Source organism: Streptomyces hesseae (genome assembly GCF_031845785.1).
Lineage (GTDB): Bacteria > Actinomycetota > Actinomycetes > Streptomycetales > Streptomycetaceae > Streptomyces > Streptomyces hesseae.
This window is the reverse complement of the sequence record NZ_JAVRFI010000003.1, coordinates 222,488-248,915: the sequence shown is the minus strand read 5'-3', so window position 1 is coordinate 248,915 and position 26,428 is coordinate 222,488. Positions and strand designations below refer to the sequence as shown.

The window sequence follows — 26,428 nt, the reverse complement described above, 5'->3', positions numbered from 1 at the left end:
ACCACCGATGAGAGGCGTCATCTTCGACGGCGAGCGGCCCCGCTTCGTCGACGACCTGGAGGTACGGGACCCGGGGCCCGGCGAGGTGCTCGTCGCCGTGACCGCGGCCGGCCTCTGCCACAGCGATCTCGCGGTCGTCGACGGCACCATCCCGCATCCCGTCCCCGTGGTCCTCGGGCACGAGGGCGCGGGCGTGGTCGAGACCGTCGGGCCGGGCGTCGCACACGTCTCACCCGGCGATCACGTCGCCCTGTCCACTCTGGCCTCCTGCGGCGCCTGCGCCGACTGCGACCGGGGACGGCCCGCCATGTGCCGGGCGGCCTTCGGCAGGCCCGGCAGGCCCTTCCGGCGGAACGAGGAGAAGCTGTTCCACTTCGCGGCCACCTCCGTCTTCGCCGAGCGGACGGTCGTCAAGGCCGTCCAGGCCGTCAGGATCCCCGCCGATGTCCCGCCGGCCCCGGCGGCCCTCCTCGGCTGCGGCGTCCTGACCGGTGTCGGCGCGGTCCTCAACCGCGCGCGTGTGGGCCAGGGCGAGTCCGTCCTCGTCATCGGGGCGGGCGGGGTCGGCCTCAACGTGCTGCAAGGCGCGCGGATCGCCGGTGCCGCCCCGATCGTCGCCGTCGACGCGAATCCCGCGAAGGAGAAGGCGGCCCGGCTCCTCGGCGCCACGCACTTCGTCGACGCCTCCGCCGGTCGCGACGTCCTCGCCGCCGTCCGGGAGGTCCTGCCCGCCGGCGCCGACCACGCCTTCGAATGCGTAGGCGACGTCCGGCTCGTCCGGCAGGCGGTGGACCTCCTCGGACGGCATGGCCAGGCGGTCCTCCTGGGAGTGCCGCCCATCGGAGCGGAGGCGGCGTTCCCGGTCTCGTCCCTCTATCTGGACAAGTCGATCCTGGGCTGCCGCTACGGCTCGTCCCGGCCGCAGCACGACATCGCCCTCTACGCCCGGCTGTACCGGGAGGGCCGCCTGATGCTCGACGAACTCGTCAGCCGGATCTACCCCGTCGAGGAGTTCGCGCAGGCCATGGACGACATGAACAACCGTACGGTGGCCCGGGGCGTCCTCTCCTTCGACCGGTGAGCCGGTCGTCCTCCATGTGATCCCCGCCGCGGGTCTTGCGCGGGCCGTCGCCTGAGTGTGGGGTTGGCCTGTGCCTTTTGTGCCGAGCGGGCCCGGATTCAGGTCAAGACGGACTATTCGGTAAGAATGGTCCGTCGTCGGCCGCCGCGGGCGCGGTGGTGTGCCCGGGCCCCTTGCCGGTGGATCGGCGGGACGGGTGTGGTCCCGGACCGGCGGGAACGGAACCTCGCGGCCTCTGGGGGAATCATTCTTGGAGAGAGGGGCTGACATGACACAGCAGGCTGAGCCGCACCCGATAGCGGAAGAGATACCGGACGAGGCGACGGACGCCGCGTCCGCGCCGTGCTGCGCGGCGCCGCACCGGACGGCGCGCGACGACGGGTTCGGCGCGGCGTTCTGCGCCTCGATGGCCGCGCTCTGCGCGGAGACCGTCGTCGCCGCGACGGCCGGTGTGCTCGTCCTTCTCTCCCGGGAGCACGACGGGCTCCCCAAGGGCCCCGTCCTGATCGCCGCCGTGGCCCTCGGCGCCCTGCTGCTGATCGTGCTGCTCAGTGGTTTCGTCACGGCCGCCGTCGTCATGCCCGCGCTGACGCTGGCCCGGCGGACGGCACGCGCGCGGGAGCGGAGCGCCGGCGCGCTGTGGACCGCCGGGGCCACGGCCGCCGTCGCCGCGGCGGCCGTCGCGGTGTTCGGTGGTGTGGCCGCGCTCGGCAGCCTCTCCCTCGCGTGGCCGCTCAGCTATCCGATCTGGTGGGGCGCCCTCACGGTCGTGCTGGTGCCTGCCGCTCTGGCCGGCCGGGCGGCCGCTCGTCGCGCTCGCGAGAGCCGCTCCGGCAGCGTGGCCCGCCGGGTGACGCGTGACGGCCTGCTGGCCTGGCTGGTCGTCGGCGTGCTCGGCGCCGGGGCGTACGGCACGGGCCTGGTGAGCGTGTACGAGCCGCCGCGCCTGACCAAGTCGGACCTCGCCGGCACCTGGACGGACGGCCGTGGCGGCACGGTCAAGCTGGACTCGGACGGCAACGCGATCGCCGAGGGGCTCGACAACTTCACCTGGGACGGCACGGGCAAGGACCGGCCGAAAGACTGCGACGGTTCCGGCACCTGGACGCCGGTCAAGGACGGCGGCCGGGTGCAGGGCGTCTCCATGCGGATCAGCTCCTGCGAACTGTCCCGGGACTGGAGCGTCATCGGTACGGAGAAGGAGCCGCGGATCTTCCACGAGATCGGCAAGCCGGGCTCCGGCAAGCGCTACGTACTGACGAAGATGGTCAAGCACAGGAAGAAGTGACCGGAGGGGGCGCGACCGGACGGACGTGCCCGTCAGGGGCGGGACGCCGCTTCGTCGTACGTCCCGAACGCGTCGAAGGCGCCGAAGCCGCCCCGGTGGAACAGCAGGGGGCCGGCGCTCGCCGCGTTCTCGTCCGTCCCCAGGGCCGCCACGCGCCCCACGACGATGAGGTGGTCCCCGGCCGTGTGCACCGTGTGGATCGCACAGTCCACCCAGGCGGGCACGTCCTGGATCCTGGGCGAACCGGTCGCCGGAGCAGGGGTGTGGGGAACTCCGGCGAACTTGTCGGCCGTTTGTGCCCCGCTGACCGCGAAACCCCGGCAGAGCGCTCCTTGTCCGGAGCCCAGGATGTTGACGCAGAAGACGCCCGCGCGGGCCACGCGGGGCCAGGTCGTGGACGTACGGCCGACCATGAAGACGACCAGGGGCGGGTCGAGGGACAGTGAGGCGAACGACTGACAGGCGAAGCCGGCCGGAGGCTCGCCGTCCGCTCCGGGCGCCGTGATCACGGTGACTCCGCTGGCGAAATGCCCCAGCACCGTCCGGAACGCCTCCGGGTTCGGCGGAGGAGGCTCGTCCGCTCGTACGGCCCGCAGTGCCGGGCGGGGGAGCGGGGGAAGGCGTGGGGCGACCGGGGCGGGTGAGCCGGCCGATCGCAGATACCGCAGGGCGACGTCCGCCATACCGGCGTGTCCCATCATGGCCTCCATTGAAACTGATGGTGTGTGAGATCGGTACCCCGTGCGCGGGACCCGGCGCCCATGGCGGTCACCGCCCCCGGAAGGCGGGGCTCCGGCGTTCGAGGAAGGCGACGACGCCCTCGGCCGCGTCCGCCGTCGTGGAGTTGATCTCCTGCGCCGCCGCCTCGGCGGCGAACGCCGTGCCGCGATCGGCGTCGAGCGAGGCGTTGACCAGCTGTTTCGTCAGGGCGAGGGCACGGGTCGGGCCGTCGGCCAGCCGCTGGGCCCAGGCCCGTGCCGTCTCGTCCAGCTCCTTGTCCGCGACGACGCGGTTGACCAGGCCGAAACGTTCCGCCTCGGTGGCGGAGAGCGCGTCGCCGAAGAACATCAGCTCCTTCGCCCGGCGCGGGCCCACGAGGCGGGTCAGCAGATACGCGCCGCCGCCGTCGGGGACCAGGCCCCGGCGGACGAACACCTCGAGGAAGCGGGCCGACTCCGCGGCCAGGACCAGGTCGCAGGCGAACGCGAGATGCGCGCCGAGCCCGGCGGCCGTGCCGTTCACGGCGGCGATCACGGGCTTCTCGCAGTCCAGCACCGCCCCGATCAGCCGCTGGGCGCCGTCCCGGATCGTCCGGGCCACATCGCCGGGGGCGCGGTCGGTGAGAGCCGCTCCCGGCACCGCCCGCAGGTCGGCGCCCGAGCAGAAGCCCGCGCCGGCGCCGGTGAGGACCACGGCCCGGACGGCCGGGTCGGACGAGGCCCGGCCGAATTGGGAAATCAGGTTTTCGCGCTGGTCAGGGGTGATGGCGTTGAGTGCGTGGGGCCGGTTGAGGGTCAGCCACGCCACCCCGTTGTCAGTGGTGTGCAGTACCAATGACTCAGCGGATCCGGTGGACGCGGCGGACCCGTCCGGCTCGTCGCGTCCACCGGGCCCGGGGGATGACTCACGGGGGGAGAGCGTCATGGGGGAGCTCCTTGTCCTACGGGCGGCCGGGCGCGGCCCGGCCGCGCGGGGTGCGGCGGGTGTGCCCGGTGCCTCAGCGGCAGACGGTCAGCGCGTCGAGAGCCACGGCGCCCTGGCCGCGCTCCAGCACCACGAGCGGGTTGATGTCCAGCCCGGCGAGGCCGTTGCCCAGCTCCAGGGCCATGCGCTGGACGCGCAGAACGGTCTCGACAAGGGCGTCCACATCGGTCGGGGGAGCCCCTCGGACGCCGTCCAGCAGGGCGCGTCCGCGCAGTTCGCCGAGCATCGCCCGCGCGTGGTCCTCGCCGAACGGCGGCACGCGTACGGCGGTGTCGTCCAGGACCTCCACCAGGACGCCGCCCAGGCCCACCGTCACGGTGGGGCCGAAGAGGGAGTCGTGCGTGATGCCGACGGTCATCTCGACACCTTGGCCGACGAGTTGGCAGACGAGCACCCCGTCCAGCGGCAGTTCCTCGTAGCGGGCGATCTCGGTCAGCTCCCGGTAGGTGTCGCGGACCTGACTGGCCGAGGTCAGCCCGATCCGCACCAGACCGAGCTCCGACTTGTGGGCGAGCCGCGGCCCCGAGGCCTTCATGACCACGGGATAGCCGATCTGGCCGGCCGCCCGGACGGCCGCGGCGGCGCTGGTCACCAGCTGTTCCCGGGGTACGCGTATGCCGTACGCGCGCAGGAGCTGCTTCGCCGCGTGCTCGCTCAGCTGCTCGCCCGGGCGCAGCAGTGCCCGCGCCTTGCGGGCGGACGGGGACAGGGTGCGCGGGGCGTCGTCGAAGGGGGAGCGGTAGCCGCTGGTGAAGCGGTGGTGGTCGAGGTAGGCGCGGACGGCGGTGACGCAGTTGGCGAACGTGCGGAAGGTGGCCACGCGCGAGGAGCCGAGGAGGGTGGTGCGATAGGCGTTCTCGGTGCCGACGGGCGAACCCCACACCACGCACACGAGTTTGTCGGTCTTCTCCGCCGCGTCCACGAGGTCCCGTGCGAGGCGGTCGCTCAGGGGCGGGAAGGGGCCGGTGATCGGGCAGACGAGCACACCGATGGACGGGTCGGCGAGGATCGCGTCGATGATCTTCCGGCCACGCCAGTCGCCGACCGGGTGGCCGCCGTTGTCGACGGGGTTGGCCACGCTCAGGTAGTCGGGGATCCACTGGTGGAGCTCGCTCTGCTTCCCGGCGGACAGGACGGGGAGGTCGAGGCCGGCCGCGGAGGCGAGGTCCGCGAAGTGGGCTCCCGTGCCACCGGAGATCGAATACACGGCGACGCCCTGGGCGCGGGGCGGGCGGGCGCGGGCGAGCAGGGCCGCGGTGTCCTGGAGCTCGTCCAGGCCGTTCACGCGGATCACGCCGTACTGCCGCATGGCCGCGTCCACCACGTCGTCCGCGCCGGTGAGCTTGCCGGTGTGGGTGGCGGCGGTGCGGGCGCCCGTCTCGGTCCGGCCGACCTTGACCATGACCACGGGCACCTTGTGGCGGGCGGCCCGGTCGGCGGCGAGCAGGAACGCGCGGCCGTCCTTGAGGCCTTCCACATAGGCGGCGACGGCCCCGACCTCGGGCCGGGTGGCGAAGTAGGAGAGGAAGTCGGCGCATTCCAGATCCGCTTCGTTGCCGGTCGGCGCCCAGTGCGAGAGCCGGATGCCCAGTTCCTGGAGGGCGAAGACCGGCCGGCCCTGGTGGCCTGACTGGGTGATCAGGGCGATGGCGGGGCCGTCGAGGTCGTCGCGGAAGCGCTCGAAGGCGTTCAGGTTGGTGTTCGGGCCGAGCAGGCGGGTGCCGGTGCCCTGGAGCGCGGCGGTGAGCCGGGCCTGGGCGGTGGCACCCTCGGCGCCCGTCTCGGCGAAGCCGGAGGCGAAGACGACGGCGAACCCGGCCCGGATCTCCTTGAGTTCCTCGAGTACGGGGACCGGGTCGCCGACGAGCAGGACGGCGAGGTCGATCCGCTCGGGGAGGTCGCGGACGGAGGCGTGGCAGGGGAGGCCGAACACGGTCGTACGGGTGGGGTGAACGGGGTGGACGCGGGCGCCGACGCGCTCGGCCCAGTCAATGAGCTGCCGGGTGATGGCGGTGTTGGGCCTGCCCTCGGTCTCGGAGGCGCCGATGACGGCCATGGTCTCCGGTCGGAAGAGCCGGTCGAGGTCGGGGACGTCCGAGGAGAGAGGGCGTCCGCTGACGTCGGTGTCCTCGGCGGTGGCGGTCGTGCCATGGACAGCAGGGCCCGGGTGCCGGCCGCAGGCCGCCACCCGGGCGGGACGGGAGGTGGTGGTGAGGGTGCCGTGAGTCGATCCGAGCATCGTTCTCGCCCACTCCTGCTCAATGGCCGATAAGCTGACGGTAAGTCAGATTACTGAGCTGATGGTTCATCAGGAACAGGGTGTGCGCCGAAACGATCGGAAACGGAGCGGGGAGGAGGGCCCCTTGACGCGACCGACCAGGGCCGACGTGCCGGAGATCGACGACTTCACGCGCCCCTACTGGGACGCCGCGGCCGAAGGGCGGCTGCTGATACGCCGCTGCCGTGCCCCCGGGTGCGGACGGGCGCACCACTACCCACGGGAGTTCTGTCCGTATTGCTGGAGCGCGGACGCCGGCTGGGAGGAGGCAGGCGGGGGTGCGACGCTCTATACCTGGTCCGTCGTCCACCGGAACGACCTCCCGCCCTTCGGCTCGCGCCTGCCGTACACGGCCGCCGTGGTCGACCTGGACGAGGGGCCGCGCATGACGACCGAGATGATCGACTGCCCCGAGGGGGAGCTGAGGATCGGCATGCGGCTGAGAGTCGCCTACCGGCGCCTGCCCGATACCGGAGTGGTGGTGCCGGTCTTCCGGCCGGAGGGGGCGGGCGGGTAGCCCGTTGGCCGGGCACGGGCACGGGCGCGTCAGTCGCGGCCGAGGACGACCGTCCCTGACGAGCAGAACCAGCCCCCCGTCCCGGAGGCGACGGCGAGCCGGGGAAGGCGGCCGTGGGCCCTGCGCACCTGGCGGCCCTCCTCCGCCTCGCCGCGCAGCTGCCGTACGGCCTCGACCAGGAGGAACAGGCCGCGCATGCCGGGGTGGCAGGCGGAGAGGCCGCCGCCGTCCGTGTTGACGGGCAGCTCGCCGTCAGTGGTCAGCCTGCCCTTCGCCGCGAACGCGCCGCCCTCGCCCTTGGCGCAGAAGCCCAGGTCCTCCAAGGTCACGAGGGTCATATAGGTGAAGGCGTCGTAGAGCTCCGCCACCTCGATCTCCTGGGGTGTGACGCCCGCCCGTGCGAAGGCCTTCCGGCCGGAGAGCGCGGCCGGGGTGACGGTGAAGTCCTCCCAGGCGGACATCGTCGCGTGCGAGACGGCGGTTCCGGTGCCCAGCACCCACACCGGCGGCTTCGCCGTGTCCGGTACGTACTCCTCGGCGGCCAGCAGGACGGCGCAGCCTCCGTCGGAACGTACGCAGCAGTGCAACGTGGTGAAGGGGTCGGCGACCATCGGGCCGCCGAGGACGTCGTCGACCGTGAGGGGGGAGCGGTACAGGGCGTACGGGTTGTGAAAGGCGTTGGCGCGGGTTTGAACGGCGATGTCCGCCAACTGTTCCAGGGTGGTGCCGTACTGGTGCATATGGCGGCGGGCGGCCATCGCGTACTTGGCGATGAGGGTGTGCCCGTACGGTGCCTCGAACTGGGCCGGGCCGCGGGTGCCGAAGGACAGGGCGGCAGTGCGCCGGCCGGCCTTGACGTCGGCGCGGGCGGTGGAGCCGTAGACCAGGAGCACGGCCTCGGCGTGCCCCTGGGCGATGGCGTCGACGGCGTGCGCGGCCATGACCTCCCAGGTCGCCCCGCCGACCGAGGTCGAGTCCACCCAGGAGGGCCGCAGCCCCAGGTATTCCGCGACCTCGACGGGCGCGAGCGTGCCGAGCCCGGCGGAGGCGAAGCCGTCGATCACGGATCTGTCGAGCCCGGAGTCGTCGAGGGCGCGGCGGGCGGCCTGGGCGTGGAGTGCGTAGGGCGTGACCGCGTCGAGGCGACCGCAGTCCGAGAGGGCGACGCCGACGACAGCGACCTTGCGCGTGCCTGGAGTCATGGAACTGACGGTACATCAGATACACGTGGGCGCGGTCTGGGAAAGCGGGGCGGATCTCCCTAATATGACGCTCCGTCAGTCAGGAGGTGGCTCTGTCGATGGACGCCGCGTTCAGTGACGAACAGGAAGAGATCCGCCGTACGTTGCGCGAGGTGCTGGCCAAGCATGCGGGCATGGACGCGGTCAGGGCGGCGGTGCTGACGCCGGCCGGTCATGACACGGACCTGTGGCGGCGGCTCGCCGAGCGGCCGGGACTGCCCGGTCTGGCCGTCGAGCGGCGGTACGGAGGGGCCGGCTGCGGCCTGCTGGAGCTGGCCCTGGCCTGCGAGGAGACCGGGCGGGTGCTCCTGCCCTCGCCCCTGCTGGCCACGTCCGCCGTGACCGCCCCCCTGATCGCCGCCCTGGGCACGCCGGAGCAGCGGAACGACCTGCTCCCGCGTCTGGTGTCCGGCGAGCTGACCGGGACACTCGCCGTCCCCCGTGGCACGCTGCCGGACGCGCTCGGGCTGACCGTCCCGGGCACGCTCGGGCTGACCGGGCCGGGTGGCGTCGACCGGTCGGGGGACAGCGGACGATCGCGGAACAGCGACCGGTCGTGGGGCGGCGACTGGCCGTGGGGCGGCGACTGGGCGGGCGGCGGTCGGTCGGGCGGAGTGCAGGCCCGGCGCTCCGGCGACGGCTGGCGGCTCTACGGGGAGGCCCGCCAGGTGCTCGACGGCCACAGCGCGGGGCTGCTGCTGATCGCCGCGCGCACGGGAGGCTATGCCGACGCCCGCACCCTGCTCTTCGTCGTACGGCCCGGGACGGCCTCCGGGGTGACGCGGACCAGGCTGACCTCGCTGGACGAGACGCGTCCCCAGGCCCGTATCGAGCTCAGGGACACCGAGGCGGAGCCGCTCGGGCTGCCCGGTTCCCGAGTGCGGGGGGAGCCGGCCGAGGTGGGCGCCGGTGTGGCGGCCGTCCTCGCGGCCGAGGCGGTGGGGGCGGCGGACCGGGCACTGGAGCGAACGGTCGGGTACGCGCGCGTGCGGGAGCAGTTCGGCAGGCCGATCGGCTCCTTCCAGGCGGTCAAGCACCGGCTGGCGGACCTGTACGTCGCTGTGCAGGCCGCCCGTTCGGCGGCGTACTACGCGGCGTGGTCCGGGCGGCCCGCGGCGGCCGGTCTCGCGCTCGCGCAGGCCCTGGAGACCGCCCGGAAGGTCGCCGGCGAGGCCGTGCAGCTGCACGGAGGCATCGGGGTGACCTGGGAGCACGAGGCACAGCTGTACTTCAAACGAGCGACGTCGGACGAGTTGCTGTTCGGCCCGGTGGACCGGCTGCGGGCCCGGGCGGCCGGGACGGCCGGGCTGTTCGACACGACGGGTCCGTTTGGTGCTCCGGGGGAGAGGGAAACGGTGGTGCTGTGATGGCGACGGTCGAACGCCTCGTACAGAGAATCTCCTCGACCCGGTCGTTCGCGCGATTCGCTCCGTATGTCGTTCCGTCACTCGATCGCGCGGTGCACCGGCTGACGGGCGGCAGGGTGCTGTTGAGTACACGTCTGCTGCCGGGCTGTCTGCTGACCTCCACCGGCGCGAAGAGCGGTCTGCCCCGCAGGGCACCGCTCGCGTGCATGCCCCTGAGGGGTGAGGACGGAACGGTCGGCGCCTGGGTCCTCGTCGGCAGCAACTTCGGCCGCCCCGGGCATCCCGCCTGGTCGGCGAACCTGATGAAGCACCCGGACGCCGTGATCAGCTGGAAGGGGCAGGACGTCCCGGTGGACGCGCGGCTGCTGAAGGGCGCGGAGCGGGAGGCGATGTGGGCGGCGGTGGTGAGGTTCTGGCCGCCGTACGCGCGCTACCAGGAACGCGTGGAACGGGAGATCCGGCTCTTCCGGCTGGAACGGCGATAGCGCCGCCTGGGCCCTTCGCCGGAATGCGGCACGGCGGGGCCGCCCGGGCTCGACGGCCCGGGCGGCCCCGCCGCGACGATGACAGGACGTGCGAAGGACGGGCGTCCCTGACGCGCTGGCACGTTCGAGGTGCCGGCACGGCGCGGGAGCGCGGCGGTGGAACGCGGCACGCGGACGGGCCGGGTGGCCGCGTCGGACGTGGTGGCGCGCGCAATCGCTACTTGGTCGGCTTCTTGCCGGTGATGCCCAGATGGACGATGAGCGCGAGGTTCGGCTTGAGCTCGGCCTGCTTGACTCCCCAGCTCTGGAAGCCCTTCTGGTGCGAGGCCACCGCGGCGAGCATGGCGACGAGCGAGCCCGCGACGGCCGCGGGGTTGAGGTCCTTGTCCACCTTGCCCTTGGACTGGAGCTCCTTGACGGAGTCCGTCAGGGAGTTGGTGACGGCGTTGAGGATCTTCATGCGGATCTTGTAGAACCGCTTGTCGCCCTCGGCCGCGCCCAGGTCCACGACGCGCAGGATCGCGTCGTGTTTGCGCCAGAAACCGAGGAAACCGTCGACAAGTTCCTCGGCCGCCTGCCAGCCGGACTTGCCGACCCAGGAACGGCCGGCGACGAGATCGGTGAGACTCGCGCCTTCCTTCGCCATTTCCTCGGCGATTTCGAGGACGGCGCCCTCGACGTCGGGGAAGTACTGGTAGAAGGTCGCCGGAGAAGTCCCGGCCCGGCGGGCGACATCGATGACCTTGACATCGCGGTAGGGCGAGGAGCTGAGCATTTCGCTGAGGCAGTCGAGCAGCTTCTGCCGCGTCGCCTGACCGCGCCGACCGGCCACGCGGCCGTCGACGGTGCGTACTTGTCCTGTCATGCCGTCAGCTTACCGAGGGGTGATCGGAGCGCGATTCGGCCGCATGCAAATGGGGGCAGGGGTGCGCGGAGGTATGTAATCGCAGGTCAGACGGTGTTGGAAGGGGTGACGGGAGAGCCGGACCGGATTGGCCCGTACCGGTGAATTGTCCTATCAACAAGCTGTGGACGGGGAAGCCGACGGCTCCGATTTCCGGTTATCCACAGGCCGCGCGAGATCCTCGATCTGCCTCTACCGTGGCTGCGAGAACACTCCGCGTAGCAGACGTCTCGCCCGCCCGCGCGGAACCCGACCGCGCGCGGAAGGAGCCGCACCATGAGCGCAGCCACGGAAGGATTCCGGGAAGGCGCGCCGTGCTGGGCTGACGCCATGCTCTCAGATGTCGAAGCGGGCAAGCGCTTCTACGGCGGACTTCTCGGCTGGACATTCGAGGACAGCGGGGGCGAGTACGGGCACTACACCCAGGCATTCCACGACGGAAAGAACGTGGCCGCGCTGGCTCCCAAGCCGGACGGCCGGTTCCCGACGGCCTGGTCGATCTATTTCGCCTCCCCCGACGTGGCGACCACGGCGGACCGGATCAGGGCGGCGGGCGGGCAGATCTTCATGGGCCCGATGTCCATCGGCCCGTTCGGCACGATGCTGATGGCCGCCGATCCCGGCGGTGCCGCCTTCGGCGTCTGGGAGGCCGGCAGTCACCGGGGCTTCGAGAAGCGCGGCGAGCCGGGCTCGTACGGCTGGGCCGAGGTGTACACCTGGGACGCCCCGGCGGTCGACCCCTTCTACGAGGCGGTCTTCGGTTTCACCACGCATGACGTGAGCGAGGAGGCGGGCATCGACTTCGCCGTCTGGACGCCCGCCGGGGTCCCGGGCACCCCGGAGAACGCGGTCGCGGGCAGAGCCGTCATGGACGAGCGGTTCCCGCGGGAGATGCCCGCCCACTTCCTCGCCTACTTCGTCGTCGAGGACTGCGACGCGGTGGTGCGCGAGGCGCTCCGGCTGCACGGGCGGGTGCGCAGGGAGCCGCAGGACACGCCGTACGGACGGTTCGCCGTCCTCGCCGACGACCAGGGGGCCGACTTCGCCGTGATCGACGTCGCGCACCAGGGACAGGGGTAGCCGACGGGTGCGCGAGAACTACTGAGCAGCAGGTGAGAGGGGTCGTTCCGCATGGCGCGGCATATGGCCCCATATGGCGGAGACACGGCGAAGCGCGCCCCGGGTTCGCAACCGAGGGCTTCGCCAGGAAGAATCTAGGGGCGCGTACCCCGGGATAATTTCGCGGAGAGACGCTGCACGGGGCTTGAAACCCTTCAAGCCCCCACGGGGAGGTGGCAGGTCAGTGGTGGAGCAGCTTACGCAGCACGACCCGAGACGGATCGGCCCGTTCGAGGTGCTCGGCCGACTCGGTGCCGGCGGCATGGGGCTGGTCTATCTCGCCCGCTCGGCGTCCGGCCGGCGGGTGGCGATCAAGACGGTGCGTACGGAGCTCGCGGAGGACCAGCTCTTCCGTGTCCGATTCACCCGTGAGGTGGAAGCGGCCCGTGCGGTCAGCGGTTTCTACACCGCCGCCGTCGTCGACGCCGACCCCAGGGCCGCCGTGCCCTGGCTGGCCACCGCCTACGTCCCCGCCCCCTCGCTCGAGGAGATCATCACCGAGTGCGGGCCGCTGCCGGCCCAGGCGGTGCGCTGGCTGGCCGCGGGCATCGCGGAGGCGCTCCAGTCCATCCATGGCGCCGGGCTCGTCCACCGGGACCTCAAGCCGTCGAACGTGCTCGTGGTGGAGGACGGGCCGAGGGTCATCGACTTCGGCATCGCCTCGGGTGTCTCCAACACCCGGCTGACCATGACCAACGTCGCCGTCGGCACGCCCGCGTACATGTCGCCCGAGCAGGCGCGCGACTCCCGTAGCGTCACCGGGGCCAGCGACATCTTCTCCCTCGGTTCCACCCTGGTCTTCGCGGCGACCGGGCACGCCCCCTTCCATGGCGTCAACCCGGTCGAGACCGTGTTCATGCTGCTCAGGGAGGGGCCCGACCTGAGCGGGCTGCCGGACGAGCTCCGGCCCCTGATCGACTCCTGTATGCAGATGGCCGCCGAGAACCGGCCGAGCCCCGCCGACCTCCAGTCGCAGCTCGCCCCCCATCTGTTCGCCTCCGGCGGGGGCGACGACAGCGGCACGGCCTCGGCCTGGCTGCCCGACAACGCCGTCACCCTGATCGAGCAGCGCCGCGCGGGCCACCGCCCCTCCGCGAAGGACGCGGGCGCGTCCGGCCGCTCCCGTCCGGCCGTCCCGCCCCGGCCCGCCCAGCCCCCGGCACCGGAGCCCGTGGCCGCCTACGAGCCGCACGGCGGCCCCGGTGGCCACAGCGGCCCCGGCGGCCATAGCGCCCCCGGCTGGAGCGACGGGCACGCGGGTACGGGCACGCCCGACCCGCGCGGCGGGCTCAGCGGACCGCACAGCGTCAGGCCCGTGGCCGGCGCCGGAGCCGTCGCGCACGGCCGCCACGCCGGCGCGCCCTCCGCTTCCGAGGGGGCCGTGCGGCTGGCCGGGTCGCAGGTGCCGATCGGCCCGGGTCCGAGGGTCGCCGACGCCCGGGACCCGCACGCGGGCACCGGCGCCGGCGCCACCACCGGATGGGTCCGGCCCCCGGCCGGCGCGTCGGCAGCGGTCGTCCCCAGCCAGCCCCCGGTGGCCGCGCCCGCAGCCCCCGACGGCGGGGCCACCGCGCAGGCGGAGCAGGGCCGCTGGCGGCCGTGGCGGTTCCGGATGTCGAACGACGTCTGGGGCACCCCCGTCGTCTCCGGCGACCTGCTGTACGTCACGTCGTTCGAGGTGCACGCGCTCGATGTGGCCAGTGGACGGCGGCAGTTCAAGACCCGGGACGTGGCCTGGGCGATGGCCGTCGCCGACGGCCGCATACACGCCTCCGACGGGCCGACGCTGTACGCGCTCGACGCCTCCGACGGCACGGAGCGGTGGCGGCTGTCCACGGACGGCTGGGTCTACTCCCTCAAGGCCGACCGGGGCACGATCGTCACCGGCACGCGCGGCGGGGGAGTCCAGGCGTGGGAGGCCGCCAACGGCGAACTCCTGTGGGAGATGAACGGCGCCCAGGCCGACTTCGAGACCCCCGACTGCGGGCCGTTCGTCCACGACGGCACGGTGTACGTCTGGTCCGACGCGCGGCTGCGCGCGCTCGAGGCCCGTACGGGCGCGGAGCGCTGGTCGTACCCCGTGGGCGACGCGGCCTCGTGCGGCGGTGTGCCCGTGCGGCTGCTGCCCGCCCCGGACGGCGTCGTCTATGTCGCGGCCGGCACGCGGGTGCTCGCCATCGATGTGGCCCGGGGGGATGTGCGCTGGCGCTTCGAGGCCCCCGCGGTCTTCCTGAGCCCGCCCGCCTTCGCCCCCGGCCCCGCCGTGACCGGCGGGGGCGTCTACATCGCCGACTACCTGGGCACCGTCTACGCCCTGGACGCGGCCACCGGCCGCGACCGCTGGCGCATCGCCACGGAGTCCCGGCAGTCCACGGAGCCGGTGCTGGTCTCCGGGGGATCGGTCCACCTGGGCAGCGGCGGCGCGCTCTACACGCTGGACGCGGTCACGGGCACGCCGAAGTGGCGCTTCGCGGCGGGCGGCGACATCATCGGCACGCCCGTCGTCGCCGACGGCCGGGTGCACTTCGGCTCCGCCGACCACTGTCTCTACACGGTGGACGCGGCCGGGGGCCAGCTGCGCTGGAAGCTCGCCACGGGCGGGGAGATCACGGGGTCGCCGGTGGCGGCGGGCGGGGTCGTCTACGCGTGCAGCAAGGACCGGTGCGTTTATGCGTTGGACGCGGGGAAGGGGACGGGGCACGTTCGGCGCTGACGCGCCGGTTGTGCCCCCCCCCCCCCCCGGGGCGGGTGCGGGTCCGTTGTCGGGTTGCGCCCACCCGTCCCGCCCTGCGGGACGATTGCCCGCAACTTACCGCACCCGATAGTTCCGGGTGCGGCTGGTGAAGAGCTTGGCTTGCTCCGAGGCTGCCATGCTGCCCAGCGCTATCAAGTGCTGTGCCAGGGAGTCCGTGTGGGATCTCGTCGGCTCCCTTGTCGACCACAGGGCGCGGACCGTGCCCTGGACCGGTTCGGTGGGGTAGGAGGCGATGACCGTCGCCGCGCGCAGGGCCGCTGCCGTGGCCTCTCCGGGCGGGGTCAGTTCCGAGACCAGGCCGATCTCATGGGCGCGGCGTGCCGAGAGGCGTTCGGCGGTGCCCATCAGGGCCATGCGCGCGGCCTCGCCGAAGGGCATGCGCTGCGCCATGTACGAGGCCTCGTAGGCGCTGACCATCCCATACGACGTGTGCGGGTCGAAGAACGTCGCGTTCTCGGCGGCGACGATGAACTCGGCCTCCCCCAGCAGGTAGAAGGCGCCCCCGCACGCCATGCCGCCCACCGCCGCTATGACGGGCTTCCACAGGTCGGCGGCCTTGGGGCCGACGGTGCGCAGGGGGTCGTCCTGGGAGTACGGGGAGCCTGGCTGCGGGACGTCGGCGGAGCGGTCGATGCCCGTGCAGAAGGCGCGGTCCCCGGCGCCGGTCAGCACGATGGCGCGGACGGCGTCGTCGTGGCGGAACTCAGCCCAGAGCTCCTTGAGGCGCGCGGCCGTCGCCAGGTCGATCGCGTTGTGCCGCTCGGGCCGGTCGAGGGTGACCAGCGCGACGCCGTCCGGGCGGCGTTCGGTACGGACGGTCATGGGCGCTCCAGCAGCCAGCGCGGCACGGTCACCCCGGGCGCGAGCTCGGCGAAGGTGACTCTTACCGGTGCCCCGATCCGCAGCCGGGACGGGTCGACGGAGTCGAGCGCGGCGTCCGGCGCGGCGACGAGATTGCCGACGAGACGGATGCCGGGGGCGTCGGTGAGTTCCACGACGACGACGTTGTACGGGGCCTGCTCGGCGTAGGCGGGCAGCAGTGGCGGGTGGGGCAGGACGTAGGACCAGACGCGGCCGCGGCCCGAGACGCGGTGCCATTCGACGGCGAAGGACTGGCAGCGCGGACAGCAGGGCCGGGGCGGGAAACGCAGCCGGTGGCAGTCCGCGCAGGCCTGGACGCGCAGTTCACCGCGGGCGGCGAACTCCCAGAAGGGGCGGCCGTCCTCGTCCTGGACGGGCAGCAGCAGGCCGTTGTCAGTGGTGCCCTGCATCATGGAGGACATGAGCACTCAACTCCTCAGCAGAAGTGCCGAAGTGGGGACGCCCTCGCCTGCCGTGACCAGGCATGTCGTCGCGCCCGGCACCTGTGCCGTGGAGGTGCCGCGGAGTTGTCTGACCCCTTCGTTGATGAGGTTGAAGCCATGGACGTAGGCCTCGCTGAGACCGCCGCCGCCGGTGTTGAGGGGGAGTCGGCCGCCGAGTTCGAGCGCGCCGCCCTCCGAGAAGGCCGCGCCCTCTCCGCGTCCGCAGAAGCCATAGCCTTCGAGCGACAGCGGGATCAGCGGGGTGAACGCGTCGTAGATCTGGGCGACATGGACGTCCTCGGGCCCGAAGTCGGCCGACTTCCAGAGCTGCCGGGCGGCGGTCCAGGACGGGCCGGACAGGGGGTCCTCGGTCCAGTAGTTGACCATGCCGTGGTGCTGGGCCGGCAGCCCCTGGGCGGCGGAGTGCACATAGACCGGGGTGGTGCGGCAGTCGCGGGCGCGTTCGGCGGCCACGACGACGCAGGCCAGGGCTCCGTCCGTCTCCAGGCAGTTGTCGAAGAGGCAGAGGGGCTCGCTGATCCAGCGGGAGGTCATATACATCTCGCGGGTCAGCGGCCGTTCGTACATCACGGCGGCGGGGTTCTGGTTGGCGCGGTTGCGGCAGGCCAGGGCGACGTCGAAGAAGTGGTCGCGGGTGGCGCCGTACTCGTGCATATAGCGGCGGGCGAGCATCGCGATCTCGTCCACGGGGCGCAGTAGGCCGTACGGGCGGGTCCACTGCCCCGGGGTGGGGAGCTGCGCCCGGGTGTCCCGCCAGGGGCGGGGGCCGGAGCCGCGCTTGCGGGAGCGCCAGGCGACGCCGACGGTCGCCTGGCCCGTGGTGATCGCGGCGGCGAGGTGGGCGACGGTCGCGCAGGAGCCGCCCCCGCCGTAGCCGACGCGGGAGAAGAAGGTGACGTCCCCGGCGCCGATGGCCTTGGCGATCTCGACCTCGTCGGTGGTCTCCATGGTGTACGAGGCGAAGGCGTCCACCTGGGAGGGGGAGAGGCCCGCGTCGTCCAGCGCGGCGAGGATGGCGTGGCACGCCAAGGTCTTTTCGGATGCGGGAAGTTGTCGGGCGAAGGGGGTCTGGCCGATGCCGACTATCGCGGTGGTGTCCTTGAGCGTTGCCGTCGTCGCCGTCATCGCCGCCTCCGTGCTGTCGATGCTGACAGCGCGGAAGGCTATCGCTAATCTGACGAAGCGTCAGCTATCTGGTGGGGTGCGAAGCCGGGGGCGGCAGGGGGAGGGCGTGCGATGCGCGGTGACCTGGATTTCGTCTCGATACCCCGGCTCGTCCGGACGGCCGCCGAGCGGTACGCCGACCGTGAGGCCGTGGTCGAGGGCCGGACCCGGATCACCTACCGGCAGCTCGGCGAGCGCGTCGGGCGCGCCACCGCCGCGTGCGTGGCCGCCGGGGTGGAGGCGGGCGACCGGGTCGCGATCTGGGCGCCGAACAGCCTGGACTGGATCGTCGCCGCCCTCGGCGCGGTCGGCGCCGGCGCGGTGCTGGTCCCGGTCAACACCCGCTTCAAGGGCGCCGAAGCGGTTCAGGTGCTGGAGCGCACCCGGGCCCGGCTCCTCTTCGTCACGGGCACCTTCCTCGGCACGTCCTACGTGGCGGCGCTGCGTAGCGCCACCAACGGGGAGCGGCTCGGCACGCCGGGCGCCGGGCGGGGGCCGTTGCCCGGGTTGCCGCAGCTACGGGACGTCGTCGTTCTCGCCGACGACGCGCCGGTCGGCTTCCGTACGTGGAAGGAGTTCCTCGCCGCCGGGGACGGTGTGCCCGCGCGGACGGTACGGGCACGGGCCGACGCCATACCCTCTGCGGCGCCCTCGGACATCCTCTTCACCTCGGGCACCACGGGCGAGCCCAAAGGGGCCGTCATCACCCATGGACAGACGCTGCGCACGTTCGCCGTCTGGAGCGAGCTGGCCGGGCTGCGGGAAGGAGACCGCTATCTGATCGTCAACCCGTTCTTCCACACCTTCGGCTACAAGGCGGGCGTCATCGCCTGTCTGATGCGGGGCGCGACGATGGTGCCGCAACCCGTCTTCGCGCCGGAGACCGTGCTGGCACGGATCGCCGCCGAGCGGATCACGGTCCTGCCGGGGCCGCCGACGCTCCACCAGTCGCTCCTGGACCACCCCGCCCGCGCGGCGTACGACCTGTCGTCGCTGCGGGTGGTGGTGACGGGCGCGGCCATGGTGCCCCGGCGGCTGATCGACCGGCTGCGCGGCGAGCTGGGCATAGCCACGGTGCTCACCGCCTACGGGATGAGCGAGGCGACCGGCGTCGTCACGATGTGCCGGCGCGGCGACCCGCCGGAGGTCGTCGCGGGCACCTCGGGCCGGGCCGTCCCGGGCACCGAGGTCAAGGTGGCCGGTCCCGACGGGCGGGCGCGGCCGGCCGGGGTGCCCGGGGAGATCCTGGTCCGCGGCTATCAGGTGATGTCCGGCTACTTCGAGGACCCCGCCGCCACGGCGCGGGCCCTCGACCCCGACGGCTGGCTGCACACCGGCGACGTCGGGGTGCTGGACGCGCGGGGCAATCTGCGGGTCACCGACCGGCTGAAGGACATGTTCGTCGTCGGCGGCTTCAACGCCTACCCGGCCGAGATCGAGCGGGTCCTGGCGCGGCACCCGGGGATAGCCGAGGTCGCGGTGGTCGGTGTCCCGGACGGCCGGCTCGGCGAGGTCGGCAAGGCGTTCGCGGTCCGCCGGGCGGGCCCCGGGGACGTGGTCACGGCGGACGGGCTGATCGCCTGGGCGCGTCGTGAGATGGCGAACTACAAGGTGCCGCGCGAGGTGGAGTTCGTCCGGGAGCTGCCGCGCAATGCCTCCGGGAAAGTGCTCAAGGGGCTGCTGCGGCGCCGGGCGGACGAGCGGGAATGACGGCGGCGGAAGAACGGGAGTACCGGGCGGCGGAAGAGCGGGAGTGACGCGGACGGGCGGGGTGCGGCCTGGGGTGCGGCCGTGGGCCGTCCTCCGGAGGTCTCCGGCCGCCGTCGGCCGCACCCCCTGGTCCGCGCGCCGGGCCGTGGCCCGGTCGCTCCGGCGCTCCTGGCGCCGTGGGCTCAGCGGAGGCTCGGCGCCGGGCCCGAGGCGTGGTCGTCGTTGCCACCGGAGGCGTGGTCGTCCAGGATCAGCGGGGTGTCCGAGGCGTGGTCGTCGCCGACCAGCGTGGCACCGGACGCGTGGTCGTCCAGGATCAGGGGGCTGCTCGAAGCGTGGTCGTCGACGATGAGCGGGGTGTCCGAGGCGTGGTCGTCACCGGGGGCCAGCGAGGCGCCGGACGCGTGGTCGTCGAAGAGCCGGGGAGTGGTCGACGCGTGGTCGTCGTGGATCCGCAGGGTGTGCGACGGCCGGGCGCGCAGCGCCGCGGGGCCGGACGCGTGGTCGTCGGCGGCCGCCGGTACCGAGCCGATGACCGCCGCCGCGGCGGCGAGGCCGAGTATGGCGAACGCCTGCTTCCCGCGCGCCATCGTGGTGGTCTTGATACGGATCATGGTGGCTCCTCTGCTCGGGGGTTGTCGTGCGTGGGTCGGTGGTGCTGTGCCGGAGAACGTACCGGCGGGTTGCAGTGAAGTACGGATGTTCGGGCGGGAAACTCCATGGAACCGGGGAATCCCCCGCCGAAGGACGTATCCGCCCCTGGACGCCTCCGCGACCGGGCGTATATGTCCTCGACGCGCCGCCGGGCACGGTCGCGCCCGTTCCCGGTCGCGCGCCCGTGCCGGGGCGAACGACAAGGGCCGGTGTCGACGGCTCCCCCTCCGTGCCGTCGGCGCCGGCCCCTGCCTCTCTTACCCGGGTCCCCCGCCGGACTGTCCCCCGTCAAGTGATCCGCGAGGCGGTGTCGTTCCCCCGTGTCCGCCTCGTCGGTTCATTCGGCCGGTTCCCCCGTCGGTCGCCCACGCCCCCCGTGGGTTCCCTCCGCCGGACAGTCCGCCCCCTTGATTTCCCCCGGAGGACCCTGGACTCCGGGAGCTTCCGGCCGATGTCTGGCGGAAGCTCCCACACTCGATGCGTTCAGAGTGGTGTTGCTCGAAGTGGTGCTTCTCGGTACCGCTTGCTCAGAACGGCTTCTCGATCGTGGCGTGGTCGTCCATGGCCACGAACTTCGGCGGGTTCGTGGCGTGGTCGTCCATCGTCACGAACTTCGGCGGGTTGGTCGCGTGGTCGTCCATCGTGACCATCGCCGGAGCGTCCGTCGCGTGGTCGTCCTGCGGTGTGGCCTGCGTGCCGGTGAGCTTCTGCGCGGTGAGCGGCGCCCCCGTGGCGTGGTCGTCCTGCGGCTTGGCCGCTATGGGCGGGTCGAGCTTGTTGTCGTCGCTCATGATGCTGTCTCCCGTTGGCATTGCGAGTCGTCGGTCGGTCAGGGATCGCAGAACCCGTCCGGCGACTCCCCCGAGGGCCGCCGGACGGGTTGTGAGGGCTGCTCGCCCTGAGGTGAAAGTCTCACCTACGACCCGCCTGCCCCCCGACGCGACGGATCGACATCCCTTAGATTGACCGGCCACGATAAACGATCGATGAACGGGCACGTTAGCGCCCTGATTCCGCTTGTTTGTGACCTCCGGTAGGGCGGTAAGCCCGCCCGGAACGCGCCCTCCGGATAAGCCGGAACGCCTCACTCCGGCCCACTCCGGCAGCCCTTTCCCCGGCCTGCTCCCGCCTGCGCAGGCCCATATACGCCTTTGAGCGCCCACGGGACCCCAGCGTTCTGCTGAGGAAACAGGCCTACGCCCGTTCTCCCCGTCTACGCCGCCGCTGCCGGCGTCAGCAGGTCCCGTACGTCGGCGGCTTCCGCGGAGCCCAGCGCCTCGTAGATGGCCAGCGCCTCCGCCCAGCAGGCGTGCGCGCGCCCCTGCTGCCCGAGCGCGTCCAGGGAACGTCCCAGCACGGTCAGGATGTTGCCGCGCCGCCACTCGCCGCCGATGCCCCGCACCTGCACCAGCGCCTGCTCGGCGTAGGACGCCGCCTGGGCGTGCCGGCGGGTGGCCAGGTAGAGCTCGGCCATCCGGTAGAGGGTCATGCCCTCCCACAGCCGCTGCCTATTGTCGTGGAAGACCGGCAGGGCCTCGGCGAGCCGCCCCAGCGACTCGTCGTAGCGTCCGGCGCGGCTGAGGGCGAGCCCGTACGCGTAGAGGCCGTTGGCGAGCCGCCAGGAGACGTTGGCCTCGCGGTAGATGGCCAGGGCCTGCTCGGCGAGGCGCACGCCGGACTGGGTCCGGCCGGTCTCCTGGTGCACCCGGGAGAGGTTGCTCAGCGCGCTGGCCTCGCCCGGGCGGTTGCCGTCGGCGCGGAAGGCGCTCAGGGCGTGGCCGATGTGGGCCTCGGCGTCCTCGTAGCGGTGCTCGTAGATGGCGATGATGCCGCGGTTGTTGGAGGCGTAGCAGCAGGGGATGGGGTCCGCGCAGGAGCGCCCCAGCAGCACGGCGTGCCGCGCCTGCTCCTCGGCCTGCCCGAACCGGCCCGCGATGCTGTGCGCGTGCGTCAGCACCGTCCGCGCGCGGCCCTCGGCCCGGATGTCGCCGGCCTCCATGGCGGCGGTCAGCAGGGCGGACGCCGCCTGCTCGTACTGGCGGGAGTCGGCGCCGGACTCGGCGAGGTCCTTCGCGGCCAGCAGCAGGTCGACCGCGCGCCGCAGGGTGTCGCCGGTGGCGCGGGCGTGCTGGCGTACGCAGGCGAGCAGGCAGCCGGCCTCGGCGAACAGCCAGTCGCCGGCGGCCGCACGGTCGGTGAAGGTCAGGCCCGGGTGGGTGGTCGGCGTCAGGTGGGCGAGCAGCTGGTCGCCGGGGCGCTCCAGGACGTACACGCCGGCGGCCGTCGCGAGGTAGAAGTCCAGCAGGCGGGACATGGCCGCGTCGCGCTCGGCCGGCGGCTGCTCGTCGCGTTCGGCGCAGGAGCGGGCGTAGAGGCGGACGAGGTCGTGGAAGCGGTAGCGGCCGGGTGCGGCGGATTCCAGGAGCGAGGTGTCGACGAGGGACTCCAGCAGCTCCTCGGTGGCGTCGGGGCCCAGGTCGAGGACGGCGGCCGCGGCGGCCAGGGAGATGTCGGGGCCGTCGGCGAGGCCGAGGAGGCGGAAAGCGCGGGCCTGGCCGGGCTCCAGCTGGCCGTAGCCGAGTTCGAAGGTGGCCTTGACGGCGAGGTCGCCGGCGCGGAGCTCGTCCAGGCGGCGGCGTTCGTCGGCGAGCTTGCGGGCGAGGACGGAGACGGTCCAGGTGCGGCGGGCGGCGAGGCGGGAGGCGGCGATGCGGATGGCGAGCGGCAGGAAGCCGCAGGCGGCCACGACGTCCATGGCGGCGTCCCGTTCGGTGCTGACACGCTCGGAGCCGACGATCCGGGTGAACAGGACGAGGGCTTCCTCGGGGCTCATCACGTCCAGGTCGACGAGGTGGGCGCCGGCGAGGTCGACCATGCGGACGCGGCTGGTGACGAGCGCGGCGCAGCCCTCGTTGCCGGGCAGCAGCGGGCGGACCTGGGCGGCGTCGCGGGCGTTGTCCAGCAGGGTCAGCACGCGGCGCCCGTCGAGCGTGGAGCGGAAGAGGGCGGCGCGCTCCTCCATCCCGTCCGGAATAGCGGAGTCCGGGATTCCGAGGGCGCGGAGGAAGGACCCCAGCACGGCCTCCGGTTCGGCGACCACGGGCCCCGCTCCCTGGAGGTCGACGTAGAGCTGGCCGTCGGGGAAGTGGTTCCGGGCGGCGTGCGCGACGTGCACGGCGAGGGTCGTCTTGCCGACGCCGCCGATGCCCGCGACGGCGGAGACCGCCATCACGCTGCCCTCGGCCGTGGCCAGCTGGTCGCCGAGCTCCTGGACGAAGGAGGCGCGCCCGGTGAAGTCGGGGACGGTCGCGGGCAGCTGCGCGGGCCGGATGAAGGTGGGGCCGAGGCTGGGGCGGTCGCCCGCGGGGTGGACGTTGAGCTCGGTGTCGGCGTTGAGGATGCGCTGCTGGAGCTCGGAGAGCTCGGCGCAGGGGTCGACGCCCAGCTCGTCGGCGAGCAGCCGGCGGGTGTCGGCGTAGACGGCGAGGGCCTCGGCCTGGCGGCCGCTGCGGTAGAGGGCGAGCATCAGCAGCTCGCGCAGCCGCTCGCGCAGCGGGTACGCGGCGGTCAGCGCGGTGAGCTCGGAGACGGCCTCGGCGTGCCCGCCGACCTCCAGGTCCAGGTCCAGGCGGGTCTCCAGGAGCGTGAGGTACCACTCCTCCAGCCGGGTGCGCTGGGTGTCGGCGTACGGGCCGGACAGCCCGGCCAGCGGCTCGCCGTCCCACAGGGCCAGGGCCTGGTTCATCAGGTCGCGGGCGCGGTAGCGGTCGCCGCTCGCGCGGACCTTTTCCGCGTCGGCGGCCAGGCGCTCGGCCTCGTCCGCGTCCAGACCGCCGCCGGAGACCCGTATCGCGTAGCCGCCCGCCTCGCTGACCAGGGCGTCCGCGTCCGGCCCGAAGGCCTTCCGCAGCCGGGAGGCGTAGGTGCGCAGGGCGGCCAGGGCGGCGTGCGGGGGCTCCTCGCCCCACAGGGCGTCCACGAGCTCGGGCGCGGTGGCCGTGCGCCCGCCGCGCAGCAGCAGGGCGGCCAGCAGCGCCCGCTGCTGGGGTGACCCGGTGTGCAGCGCCTCGTCGCCGCGCCAGGCGCGGACGGGCCCGAGCACGGTGAAGCGCAGCGCCTGCCCGTGCCCTGTATCCCCGGCCATGGTGACCCCCTGCCTGTCCTGCTCGGTCGCACCGGCCAGTCTGCCTTGTTCAGGGCTGCTACGTCAGCAGGGGTCCGGCCCTCTCCGTACGGTCCGCGAGCGTCCGGCCACGGGCCGGATCCCCACCTTCCTGACGAACCGTCAGTTCGGCGCTACGGTGTCGGCCATGGTGAGCTTCCCCAAGATAATCTCGGTGGACGACCACACAGTGGAGCCCTCCGACGTCTGGCGGAACCGGTTACCGGCGAAATTTCACGATGCCGGGCCACGGATCGTGAGGGCCCCGGTGAAGGGCATGACCTTCGCGGGCGGCCGTTTCGCGCCCGTCATGGGCACCCCGGGTGACGACGGCCCGGAGGCGGACTGGTGGGTCTATGAGGATTTGTGCCGTCCTCTTACGCGGCTTGATACCGCCGTCGGATGCTCCAGGGACGAGATCAGACTGGAAGGGATCACCTACGAACGGATGCGGCCGGGCTCCTACAGCGTGCCCGACCGGCTGGCCGACATGGACCTCAATCACGTCCAGTCCGCGCTCTGCTTCCCCACCTTCCCGCGCTTCTGCGGCCAGACCTTCGCCGAGGCCGCCGACCGGGAACTGGCCCTGCTGTGCGTACGGGCCTACAACGACTGGATGGCGGAGGAGTGGTGCGGCCCCGAGGCGCACGGGCGGCTGATCCCGCTCGCGATCGTGCCGCTGTGGGACGCGGAGCTCGCCGCCGCCGAGGTGCGGCGCAACGCCGCGCGCGGCGTACGCGCCGTCTGCTTCTCCGAGATCCCGCCCCACCTCGGCCTGCCGTCCGTCCACAGCGACGCGTGGGACCCGTTCCTGCGCGCCTGCGAGGAGACCGGCACCGTCCTCGCGATGCACATCGGCTCGTCCTCCCGGATGCCCTCCACGTCGGCCGACGCGCCGCCCGCCGTGGGCTCCGTCCTCACCTTCGGCAACTGCTGCTTCTCGCTCGCCGACTGGCTGATGTCCGGCAAGCTCGACCGTTTCCCCGGCCTGCGCCTGATGTACGCGGAGGGGCAGATCGGCTGGATCCCGTACGTCCTGGAGCGCGCGGACACGGTGTGGGAGGAGAACCGGGGCTGGGGCGGCGTCGCGGACAAGGTGCTCACCCCGCCCTCCGAGCTCTTCGCCCGTCATGTGTACGGCTGCTTCTTCGACGACGCCTTCGGGCTGCGCAACCTCGACGCCGTCGGGGTGGGGAACGTGCTGTACGAGACCGACTACCCGCACTCCGACTCCACCTGGCCCCGCTCGCGCCAGGTCGCCGAGGAGCAGATGGCGCACCTGGCGCCGGAGGTCGTGGAGCGCGTCGTGCGGGGCAACGCCATCGAGTTGCTCGGCCTCACGCCGGAGGGGCTGTGGGCGGGGGCCCGAGCCTGACGGCTCCGTGGCCTTGACGGTGCATGTGACCGGTGCCACAGTCGCATCGCGTCAATCGATCTGACGATGCGTCAGTAAAAAGGACGGGGTGACCTCCGTGGAATTCGGGATCTTCGTACAGGGCTATGTGCCGGCCAGCCGGTCGCGCAACGACCCCCAGGCCGAGCACCACGCGCTGATGGAGGAGGCCGCCTACGTCGTCCAGGCGGACAAGTCGGGCTTCAAATACGCCTGGGCCACCGAGCACCACTTCTTGGAGGAGTACTCCCACCTCTCCGCCAACGACGTCTTCCTCGGGTACCTCGCCCACGCCACCGAACGCATCCACCTCGGCTCCGGCATCTTCAACCCGTTGCCCAAGGCCAACCACCCCGTGAAGGTCGCGGAGAAGGCCGCCATGCTCGACCACCTCTCCGGCGGCCGCTTCGAGTTCGGCACCGGCCGGGGCGCGGGCAGCCACGAGATCCTGGGCTTCCTGCCGGGCGTCACCGACATGGACGCCACCAGGGAGATGTGGGAGGAGACCATCGCCGAGTTCCCGAAGATGTGGCGGGAGGGGGTTTACGAGGGCTTCAACGGCAAACACTGGTCCCTGCCGCCGCGCACGATCCTGCCCAAGCCGTACGGACCCTCCCACCCCGCCATGTGGTACGCCGCCGGGTCGCCCTCCTCGTACGCGATGGCGGCCCGCAAGGGACTGGGCGTCCTCGGCTTCAGCGTCCAGAAGGTCTCCGACATGGAGTGGGTCGTCGACTCCTACAAGACCGCCGTCAAGGAGGCCCGGGCCGTCGGCGACTACGTCAACGACAACGTCATGGTCACCTCGACCGCCATCTGCGCGGAGACCCACGCCAAGGCCGTCGAGATCGCGGTGGGCGGCGGCCTCAACTACCTCCAGTCGCTGCTCTTCCGCTACCACGACACGTTCCCCCGCCCCGAGGGCATCCCCCGGTGGCCCGAACTGCTGCCGGAGTACACCGAGGAGATCATCGAGCTGCTCATCGCCGAGGAACTGATGATCTGCGGCGACCCCGACGAGGTCTTCCGGCAGTGCAAGCGCTGGGAGCAGGCCGGCGCCGACCAGCTGTCCTTCGGGCTGCCGATCGGCATCTCCTACGAGGACACGATGACGAGCATCCGGCTCATCGGCGAGCACGTCATCCCGAAGATAGACACCGATCCGGTCCACCGCACCACGCGCTACCGCCAGGCCGCCGGGCACGCCTGAGCGGCCGCCCCACGCCCCGGGGCGGCGCCTCCCGGGCCGCCGCCCCGGCCCGCTCGCCCGTAGAAGGGCCG

21 protein-coding genes are annotated in these 26,428 nt (G+C 72.7%); 10 read left to right on the top strand and 11 right to left on the bottom strand.

Annotated features, from left to right (window positions below; genetic code table 11):
• Positions 1-7 precede the first annotated feature (7 nt).
• Positions 8-1,081: an alcohol dehydrogenase catalytic domain-containing protein gene (locus tag RM609_RS07040; RefSeq protein WP_311608845.1), complete on the top strand. Its 1,074-nt coding sequence runs from the start codon at positions 8-10 to the stop codon at positions 1,079-1,081.
• 268 nt (positions 1,082-1,349) lie between these two features.
• On the top strand, positions 1,350-2,369 hold the full coding sequence (locus tag RM609_RS07035; protein WP_311608844.1) for a hypothetical protein: 1,020 nt from the start codon (positions 1,350-1,352) through the stop codon (positions 2,367-2,369).
• A 32-nt stretch (positions 2,370-2,401) separates the two neighbouring features.
• Here the strand turns inward: RM609_RS07035 and RM609_RS07030 are convergent, their stop codons facing one another.
• From RM609_RS07030 to RM609_RS07020, 3 genes are all read right to left on the bottom strand, one after another.
• Entirely contained in the window at positions 2,402-3,070 is a 669-nt protein-coding gene (locus RM609_RS07030; RefSeq protein ID WP_311608842.1) for a flavin reductase family protein, read from the bottom strand.
• Between the two features lie 67 nt (positions 3,071-3,137).
• Positions 3,138-4,013: an enoyl-CoA hydratase/isomerase family protein gene (locus RM609_RS07025; RefSeq protein ID WP_311608840.1), complete on the bottom strand. Its 876-nt coding sequence runs from the start codon at positions 4,011-4,013 to the stop codon at positions 3,138-3,140.
• 73 nt (positions 4,014-4,086) lie between these two features.
• The gene (locus tag RM609_RS07020) at positions 4,087-6,312 is read right to left on the bottom strand and encodes an acetate--CoA ligase family protein (RefSeq protein ID WP_311608839.1); all 2,226 of its coding nucleotides are present in this window, start codon (positions 6,310-6,312) and stop codon (positions 4,087-4,089) included.
• Positions 6,313-6,436: 124 nt separating this feature from the next.
• Between RM609_RS07020 and RM609_RS07015 the strand changes: the two genes are divergently transcribed.
• Positions 6,437-6,868, top strand: a complete 432-nt coding sequence (locus tag RM609_RS07015) for a Zn-ribbon domain-containing OB-fold protein (protein ID WP_311608837.1) — start codon at positions 6,437-6,439, stop codon at positions 6,866-6,868.
• 29 nt (positions 6,869-6,897) lie between these two features.
• Here RM609_RS07015 and RM609_RS07010 read toward each other — a convergent pair whose 3' ends face one another.
• Positions 6,898-8,070 carry a thiolase C-terminal domain-containing protein gene (locus RM609_RS07010; protein WP_311608835.1) on the bottom strand — a complete coding sequence of 391 codons (1,173 nt, stop codon included), beginning with the start codon at positions 8,068-8,070 and terminating at the stop codon, positions 6,898-6,900.
• Positions 8,071-8,168: 98 nt separating this feature from the next.
• On the opposite strand from RM609_RS07010, the gene RM609_RS07005 reads away from it, so the two are divergent.
• Entirely contained in the window at positions 8,169-9,476 is a 1,308-nt protein-coding gene (locus RM609_RS07005) for an acyl-CoA dehydrogenase family protein (protein WP_311608833.1), read from the top strand.
• Positions 9,476-9,961, top strand: a complete 486-nt coding sequence (locus RM609_RS07000; RefSeq protein WP_311608831.1) for a nitroreductase family deazaflavin-dependent oxidoreductase — start codon at positions 9,476-9,478, stop codon at positions 9,959-9,961. The genes RM609_RS07005 and RM609_RS07000 overlap by 1 nt, the downstream gene beginning before the upstream one ends.
• A gap of 217 nt (positions 9,962-10,178) precedes the next feature.
• Here the strand turns inward: RM609_RS07000 and RM609_RS06995 are convergent, their stop codons facing one another.
• The gene (locus RM609_RS06995) at positions 10,179-10,826 is read right to left on the bottom strand and encodes a TetR/AcrR family transcriptional regulator (RefSeq protein ID WP_311608829.1); all 648 of its coding nucleotides are present in this window, start codon (positions 10,824-10,826) and stop codon (positions 10,179-10,181) included.
• 315 nt (positions 10,827-11,141) lie between these two features.
• Here RM609_RS06995 and RM609_RS06990 point away from each other — a divergent pair, with 315 nt between their 5' ends.
• Together RM609_RS06990 and afsK are read left to right on the top strand one after the other, a co-directional pair.
• Positions 11,142-11,945: a VOC family protein gene (locus tag RM609_RS06990; protein WP_311608828.1), complete on the top strand. Its 804-nt coding sequence runs from the start codon at positions 11,142-11,144 to the stop codon at positions 11,943-11,945.
• Between the two features lie 223 nt (positions 11,946-12,168).
• The gene (gene afsK / locus RM609_RS06985) at positions 12,169-14,697 is read left to right on the top strand and encodes a protein serine/threonine kinase AfsK (RefSeq protein WP_311608826.1); all 2,529 of its coding nucleotides are present in this window, start codon (positions 12,169-12,171) and stop codon (positions 14,695-14,697) included.
• A gap of 96 nt (positions 14,698-14,793) precedes the next feature.
• On the opposite strand, the gene RM609_RS06980 is transcribed toward afsK, so the two are convergent.
• The 3 genes from RM609_RS06980 to RM609_RS06970 are packed head-to-tail and all read right to left on the bottom strand — an operon-like array spanning position 14,794 to position 17,189.
• Positions 14,794-15,561, bottom strand: a complete 768-nt coding sequence (locus RM609_RS06980; protein WP_311608825.1) for an enoyl-CoA hydratase/isomerase family protein — start codon at positions 15,559-15,561, stop codon at positions 14,794-14,796.
• Positions 15,558-16,022 carry a Zn-ribbon domain-containing OB-fold protein gene (locus tag RM609_RS06975; protein ID WP_311608823.1) on the bottom strand — a complete coding sequence of 155 codons (465 nt, stop codon included), beginning with the start codon at positions 16,020-16,022 and terminating at the stop codon, positions 15,558-15,560. The genes RM609_RS06980 and RM609_RS06975 overlap by 4 nt, the downstream gene beginning before the upstream one ends.
• Before the next feature lie 6 nt (positions 16,023-16,028).
• Entirely contained in the window at positions 16,029-17,189 is a 1,161-nt protein-coding gene (locus RM609_RS06970; RefSeq protein WP_311608821.1) for a lipid-transfer protein, read from the bottom strand.
• Positions 17,190-17,300: 111 nt separating this feature from the next.
• Between RM609_RS06970 and RM609_RS06965 the strand changes: the two genes are divergently transcribed.
• Positions 17,301-18,938 carry a FadD3 family acyl-CoA ligase gene (locus tag RM609_RS06965; RefSeq protein WP_311608819.1) on the top strand — a complete coding sequence of 546 codons (1,638 nt, stop codon included), beginning with the start codon at positions 17,301-17,303 and terminating at the stop codon, positions 18,936-18,938.
• Between the two features lie 182 nt (positions 18,939-19,120).
• On the opposite strand, the gene RM609_RS06960 is transcribed toward RM609_RS06965, so the two are convergent.
• The 3 genes from RM609_RS06960 to afsR form a co-directional block, all read right to left on the bottom strand.
• Positions 19,121-19,552 carry a hypothetical protein gene (locus tag RM609_RS06960; RefSeq protein ID WP_311608818.1) on the bottom strand — a complete coding sequence of 144 codons (432 nt, stop codon included), beginning with the start codon at positions 19,550-19,552 and terminating at the stop codon, positions 19,121-19,123.
• Between the two features lie 567 nt (positions 19,553-20,119).
• Positions 20,120-20,383, bottom strand: coding sequence for a hypothetical protein (locus RM609_RS06955; protein WP_311608817.1), 264 nt, complete (start codon positions 20,381-20,383; stop codon positions 20,120-20,122).
• A 422-nt stretch (positions 20,384-20,805) separates the two neighbouring features.
• Positions 20,806-23,736, bottom strand: a complete 2,931-nt coding sequence (gene afsR, locus RM609_RS06950) for an SARP-family global regulator AfsR (RefSeq protein ID WP_311608815.1) — start codon at positions 23,734-23,736, stop codon at positions 20,806-20,808.
• 166 nt (positions 23,737-23,902) lie between these two features.
• Here afsR and RM609_RS06945 point away from each other — a divergent pair, with 166 nt between their 5' ends.
• Entirely contained in the window at positions 23,903-25,129 is a 1,227-nt protein-coding gene (locus RM609_RS06945; RefSeq protein ID WP_311608814.1) for an amidohydrolase family protein, read from the top strand.
• Between the two features lie 97 nt (positions 25,130-25,226).
• Positions 25,227-26,357 carry an LLM class flavin-dependent oxidoreductase gene (locus RM609_RS06940; protein WP_311609143.1) on the top strand — a complete coding sequence of 377 codons (1,131 nt, stop codon included), beginning with the start codon at positions 25,227-25,229 and terminating at the stop codon, positions 26,355-26,357.
• The last annotated feature ends 71 nt before the right edge of the window (positions 26,358-26,428 follow it).

Bases quoted from the DNA above. Each gene is read 5' to 3' on its own strand.
- RM609_RS07040 (WP_311608845.1), top strand. From the start codon at position 8: ATGAGAGGCGTCATCTTCGACGGCGAGCGGCCCCGCTTCGTCGACGAC.
- RM609_RS07035 (WP_311608844.1), top strand. From the start codon at position 1,350: ATGACACAGCAGGCTGAGCCGCACCCGATAGCGGAAGAGATACCGGAC.
- RM609_RS07030 (WP_311608842.1), bottom strand. From the start codon at position 3,070: ATGATGGGACACGCCGGTATGGCGGACGTCGCCCTGCGGTATCTGCGA.
- RM609_RS07025 (WP_311608840.1), bottom strand. From the start codon at position 4,013: ATGACGCTCTCCCCCCGTGAGTCATCCCCCGGGCCCGGTGGACGCGAC.
- RM609_RS07020 (WP_311608839.1), bottom strand. From the start codon at position 6,312: ATGCTCGGATCGACTCACGGCACCCTCACCACCACCTCCCGTCCCGCC.
- RM609_RS07010 (WP_311608835.1), bottom strand. From the start codon at position 8,070: ATGACTCCAGGCACGCGCAAGGTCGCTGTCGTCGGCGTCGCCCTCTCG.
- RM609_RS07005 (WP_311608833.1), top strand. From the start codon at position 8,169: ATGGACGCCGCGTTCAGTGACGAACAGGAAGAGATCCGCCGTACGTTG.
- RM609_RS07000 (WP_311608831.1), top strand. From the start codon at position 9,476: ATGGCGACGGTCGAACGCCTCGTACAGAGAATCTCCTCGACCCGGTCG.
- RM609_RS06995 (WP_311608829.1), bottom strand. From the start codon at position 10,826: ATGACAGGACAAGTACGCACCGTCGACGGCCGCGTGGCCGGTCGGCGC.
- RM609_RS06990 (WP_311608828.1), top strand. From the start codon at position 11,142: ATGAGCGCAGCCACGGAAGGATTCCGGGAAGGCGCGCCGTGCTGGGCT.
- RM609_RS06980 (WP_311608825.1), bottom strand. From the start codon at position 15,561: ATGACCGTCCGTACCGAACGCCGCCCGGACGGCGTCGCGCTGGTCACC.
- RM609_RS06975 (WP_311608823.1), bottom strand. From the start codon at position 16,022: ATGTCCTCCATGATGCAGGGCACCACTGACAACGGCCTGCTGCTGCCC.
- RM609_RS06970 (WP_311608821.1), bottom strand. From the start codon at position 17,189: ATGACGGCGACGACGGCAACGCTCAAGGACACCACCGCGATAGTCGGC.
- RM609_RS06965 (WP_311608819.1), top strand. From the start codon at position 17,301: ATGCGCGGTGACCTGGATTTCGTCTCGATACCCCGGCTCGTCCGGACG.
- RM609_RS06960 (WP_311608818.1), bottom strand. From the start codon at position 19,552: ATGATCCGTATCAAGACCACCACGATGGCGCGCGGGAAGCAGGCGTTC.
- RM609_RS06955 (WP_311608817.1), bottom strand. From the start codon at position 20,383: ATGAGCGACGACAACAAGCTCGACCCGCCCATAGCGGCCAAGCCGCAG.
- afsR (WP_311608815.1), bottom strand. From the start codon at position 23,736: ATGGCCGGGGATACAGGGCACGGGCAGGCGCTGCGCTTCACCGTGCTC.
- RM609_RS06945 (WP_311608814.1), top strand. From the start codon at position 23,903: ATGGTGAGCTTCCCCAAGATAATCTCGGTGGACGACCACACAGTGGAG.